Genomic DNA, 4150 nt, shown 5'->3' with positions numbered 1-4150 from the left:
GCCGTATCCACGTAGACGGCCCCCTTCATGTGGGGGTGGAGCTGGCAGTGGAACCGGAACACGCCCCGGTTCTGGAAGACCCAGGTGAAGGACTCGCCCCGGTTGAGCGTCTGGGAGGGCCAGGCGCCGTCGTTCGAGGTGACCGTGTGGGTCGTCTCGGCGGGAGCCATCTGCCACGTCACCGACTGTCCGGACCGGATGGCGATCTCGCTGGGGACGAACTGGGACTGCTTGATCTCGATGACGTTCTGGGAGATCTGAGCGCTCAGCGGGACGTGCGCAGCGCCGGCCAGGAGCACCCCGGCGAGCAGGGCGCACAGGCGGCGCCGGGTCATGTCCGAGGGCGCCCGAAGTGGACGTGGGGCGCAGGTGTCGGGGCGCCGATGGAGGTCGCGGGGAGCCCGGACGGCTCGACGTCGAAGAAGGTCACCATCCCGAAATCTGAGTGCAGCTGGACGTGACAGTGCAGCATCCACGACCCCGGCCCCACGTCCTCGCCGGCGATCACCTGGAAGCCGAAGGTCTCCGACGGTCCGATAGTCTTCGCGTCGATCAGCTGCGTGTCGTCCAGCTGGTTGGCCAGGATCCCCGTGCGGTTGTCCGCCCACGTGTGAGCGTGCAGGTGGAACGTGTGGAACTCGTCGCCGATGCCGATCACGAGGAACTCGACGCGCTCCCCCTCCTTCGCGGTGAAGCGGGGGGTGTCGGGGTAGGCCTTGAAGTTGATCGTCTGGTTCGGCGTGAAAGCGACCACGTTGGTCGGCCGGTCGGGCTTCAGGTCGCCGGCCCGGCGGACCACCAGCCCGCCCAGCAGCCCCGAGTAGAGGCCACCCGTGCCGTGGTCCGTCCCGGCGATGTGGTCGTGGTACCACCAGTAGCCCGCCGTCCCCTGAGAGGTCACGCGCTGCGCGGTGGCTATCCGGGGGGCCGCGTACCAGACGTAGGTGCGGACGCCGCCGTCGGGCGGGACGATGGAGCTCTGCGTCTCGCTCACGTGCGTGCCGTCGGACTCGACCGTGTACTTCACGCCGTGAACGTGCAGGGAGACCCCGAGCGGCATGTTGGGGTCCCGGCTACCCAGCAGGGGGTCGTCCCGCAGCTCGGCCAGCGTCGCGGCGCGGACGTTGTTGACGAGCGTGATCGCCACGCACTCGCCCTCGAACATCTCGATCGTCGGCCCCGGGATCGATGCGGAGTCGGGGGTGAGCCCGTACGCGAGCCGGATGCGGCCGTCCTCGCGGGGGAGCTCCTCGGCGTAGAGGGTGATCCTCTGAGTCGGGACGTCGCAGGACTGGCTCCCGTCGGCGTCGAGCGGTGGAGCCGTGTGCGGCGAGGCCACGAGCACGGCAGAGGCCATGGCCCCCAGGGCTACGAACCGCAGCAACGAGCGGCGCAACGACATGCCCCAGGGGTTCGCCGCCGGCGCAGCCCCTCCTGCCGGTCTAGGACCCGCGGACCTTCTCCCCCTGCGGGAGCCCGAGCTGGCGGGAGATGATGATCCGCTGCACCTCGGAGGTCCCTTCGCCGATCTCGAGGACCTTGGCGTCGCGGTAGAACCGGGCGACGGGGAACTCCTCGATGAAGCCGTACCCGCCGTGCACCTGGACGGCCTCCCGGGCTATCTCGACCGCCATCTCGGTCGAGTTCAGCTTCACCATCGAGGCTTCCATCTTGTAGGGCTTGCCCTCCTGGCGGAGCCGGCCGGCGTGGTAGACGGCCAGGCGGGCGTGGTGGATGCGGGTCGCCATGTCCGCGAGCTTGAACTGGATCGCCTGGAACGTCCCGATCGACCGTCCGAACTGGTGGCGGTCCTTCACGTAGTCGAGGCATGCGTCCAAGCACCCCTGGGCCTGCCCGACCGCGAGGGCCGAGATGGCTACGCGTCCGTCGTCGAGCTGGGCGAGGAACTGACGGAACCCCTTGCCGGGCTCCCCCAGGAGGTGGTCGTCGGGCACGTAGCAGTCGACGAAGGCGAGCTCGCGGGTGTCCGAAGCGTGCCACCCGAGCTTGCGCAGCTTGCGTCCGACCTCGAACCCGGGCGTCCCGTTCGGGACGATGAAGGCGGAGATCTCGCCGTCCTCCGTGCGCGCGGTGCAGATCGTGAGCAGCGAGATCTCGGTCCCGGCGTTCGTGATGAACATCTTCGTGCCGTTGATCACGTAGCCGCCCTCGACCTTCCGGGCCGTCGTCTTGGTGCCGCCCGCGTCCGACCCCGCCCCCGGCTCCGTCAGCCCGAAGGCGCCGATCCTCTCGCCCCGGGCGAGTGGGGTCAGCCACTGCCTCTTCTGTTCCTCGGAGCCGAAGTGGAAGAGCAGGTTGCACACGAGGGACTGGTGGGCCTCCACGGTGATCGCGATGGACGGGTCGACCCGGGCCAGCTCCTCGACGCAGATCAGGTAGGACAGGTAGTCGGCCCCTGCGCCTCCGTACTCCTCGGGGATCGGGAGCCCCAGGAACCCCTGCCGCCCGCACTTCAGGACGAGCTCGGTCGGGAACTCGGCCCGCTCGTCGAACTCGGCCGCGCGCGGCGCGATCACGGTCTCGCAGAACTGACGGACGACCTTGCGGAACTCGTTGTGCTCGGCGTCGAGGATGTAGTCCATATCGCTCCTCCGGATCTCGGAGCACAGCCTACCCGCAACGGAAGAGGCGGCCCCCGAGGGGGCCGCCACTCCTACGCCGGGGGTGTTGCCTCGCTAGAGAACGAGCACGCTGGCGCTCTGCGTGGGTCCCATGTTGCCCGCGTGGTCGAGGGCCCTCGCCTCGACCGTGTAGTTGCCGGGCATGTAGAACATGTCGCCGAGGTTCGCGCTCCACGTGATGGACCGGGCGTTGCTGCTCTTCACGGCGTGGCGCTGGGCCACCACCGTGCTGCCCTGCTTCAGCGTGACCAGGACGACCATGATCGGCGAGGTCTGGTCGGTGGCCGTTCCGGTGAAGGTCATGCTCGACACGAGGGGGGTGGACCACCTCAGCGTGCCGGGCGGGTCGATGGTGACCGCGGGGACGACCCGGTCCAGGACCGTCGTCGCTCTCGCGCTCACCTGCCCGATCGCCGCCGTGGCCTCGACCAGCCCGTCCACGAGCCCGGCTGCGCTCACCTCGAGAGTCTTCGATGCCCCGTTGGCTAGCGCGTGGGAGCCGAGGTCGACCACGGTGCCCGCCGCGTCGGTGACCTTGACGGCCACCTGGTTGGAGGCCTGCGGTCCGTTGTTGGTGACCTCCATCACGATCTTCGTCTGCGACGGGTCCGGGGCCGGTCCGACGTACCCGTAGCTGTCCAGGATCCGGATCGACGGAGCGAGCACGGCGGAGGTCTTCGTCACGTTGCGCAGCGCCTGTCCCGTCCCCGTCGGGGTGACGGCCGTGGCGGTGACCAGCACCGGCCCGTTGGCGAGGCTTCGGGCGTCGATGCCAGTCGCGCTCCAGGTGCCGGAGGTGGAGACCGAGGCCGCCTTCGAGAGGGTGCGCAACCCGTCGGAGAAGGTGACGGTGACGGCGGCCCCCGGCTTCGTCGTCCCGGCCGCGCCGACGTTGTCCACGTTCGTGTCGCGGATGGGGTCGGTCGCGTGGGTGATCGTCACGAGCGTCGGGTCGAACTGCGTGGCCGGCGACGTCGAGGGGAGGTAGAAGATGTCCCCGTCGAAGTGGGCGACGAACTCGGCTCCCGCCGGCGGCCCGTTCACCGTGATGGTGGCCGTGCCGTCCGGACCCGTGCTCACGCTCCCCACGTCGGACCCGTCCTGCGTGAAGCGGACCGTCCGGCCCGCGATCTTCGCGGCGGGGTCGTCCGCGTCCTCCAGCCGGGCGCGCAGGACGGCGTCCGGACCTATCGAGCTCACGGCCAGCGACAGCGCCGCGTCCTCGAGCTGGACGTCGAAGGGCCGGCTGGCCACCGCTGCCGCGAGGGTGTCGGTTCCCGCGAAGCTGGCGGTCAGCGTGTAGGGGGCCGGGGGCAGGGCGAGCCGCATGGATGCGGTGGCGACTCCGTTCGAGTCGGTGGTGGCGATCGCCTGCTGGCCTCCATTCGTCTCGCCGAGGTCGAAGGTGATCGGGAGGTTCGGCTGCGGGACCCCGGACGAGGTCAGCCTGCCGGTGACCGTGACCGTGTCGGAGTACTGGCCGCGCTGTGCGCCGCCCAGCGTGATGG

General features: G+C 69.9%; 4 protein-coding genes. All 4 read right to left on the bottom strand.

Translation table 11 applies throughout. The features are described 5' to 3' along the window. The coding region (locus tag VM840_04895) for a cupredoxin domain-containing protein (GenBank protein ID HVL80912.1) at positions 1 to 335 on the bottom strand (335 nt) is incomplete at its 3' end. Continuing rightward, positions 332 to 1402: a multicopper oxidase domain-containing protein gene (locus VM840_04890; protein ID HVL80911.1), complete on the bottom strand. Its 1071-nt coding sequence runs from the start codon at positions 1400 to 1402 to the stop codon at positions 332 to 334. The genes VM840_04890 and VM840_04895, both read right to left, overlap by 4 nt. Positions 1403 to 1442: 40 nt before the next feature. Further along, positions 1443 to 2603, bottom strand: coding sequence for an acyl-CoA dehydrogenase family protein (locus VM840_04885; GenBank protein ID HVL80910.1), 1161 nt, complete (start codon positions 2601 to 2603; stop codon positions 1443 to 1445). A gap of 93 nt (positions 2604 to 2696) precedes the next feature. Further along, positions 2697 to 4150 (bottom strand): hypothetical protein (locus VM840_04880; protein HVL80909.1); only part of this gene is annotated, 1454 nt, incomplete at its 5' end.

Source organism: Actinomycetota bacterium, assembly GCA_035540895.1.
GTDB lineage: Bacteria > Actinomycetota > JAICYB01 > JAICYB01 > JAICYB01 > DATLFR01.
This window is presented reverse-complemented; position numbering and strand designations above follow the sequence as displayed.

What these genes read in the sequence shown, in the direction of transcription:
- VM840_04890 (HVL80911.1), bottom strand. Translation starts at nt 1,402, where the DNA reads ATGTCGTTGCGCCGCTCGTTGCTGCGGTTCGTAGCCCTGGGGGCCATG.
- VM840_04885 (HVL80910.1), bottom strand. Translation starts at nt 2,603, where the DNA reads ATGGACTACATCCTCGACGCCGAGCACAACGAGTTCCGCAAGGTCGTC.